Annotated in this window: 1 protein-coding gene; it reads right to left on the reverse strand. The window is 70.4% G+C overall.

Annotated elements, in window-relative coordinates:
* Positions 1-518: hypothetical protein (locus tag ACFPYL_RS17405; RefSeq protein ID WP_379157054.1), on the reverse strand; the 518-nt coding region annotated here is incomplete at its 3' end.
* Between the last annotated feature and the right edge of the window lie 12 nt (positions 519-530).

Consider the following 530-nt stretch of genomic DNA (forward strand, 5'->3'; position numbering starts at 1 on the left):
GTGCCTTGCTGGGTGCACCACTCGGTCAGCTGCTCGATGGTCGCGTAGGGCAGGTGTGCGCCTTCGACCGTCACGATGCCGTGGGCCTCGTCGGGCTGGTGGTGGGCGTAGATCACGATCTCACGGGTGGACTGTCCGCCGAGCTGTCCGGCGGCCATGGCGCGGCGGATGTCGAGGTCGAGCTCGGGGTGGTCGGCGAGGAGGGCGTGGGCGCCGGCCTTGATCTGTGCCTCCAACGCGAGGGCGTCGGTGTAGTCCAGAAGCCCGCTGATGGGGACGAGGCCGTCGTTGAGGTGGGTGACGGTGAGACCGATGTCGAGGTGCTGGTCGCGGGTCCGGTCCAGCCGGATGCCTTCGGCGTGCTCGGGGTCTGCTTCGGCAGCGGCGGTCTCGACGGCGTTCTCGACCTTGACCCACGAGCACGAGCCCAGCAAGGGTGCGAGCTCACCGTCCACGCTGGCGGCGGCGATGGGGTCGAGGCGGCGGGTGCGGTCGGTGACCCGACGCACCTTCCACACCGCGACCTCCCC

The sequence above is a fragment of the Nocardioides hankookensis genome, from assembly GCF_042658885.1.
GTDB lineage: Bacteria > Actinomycetota > Actinomycetes > Propionibacteriales > Nocardioidaceae > Nocardioides > Nocardioides hankookensis.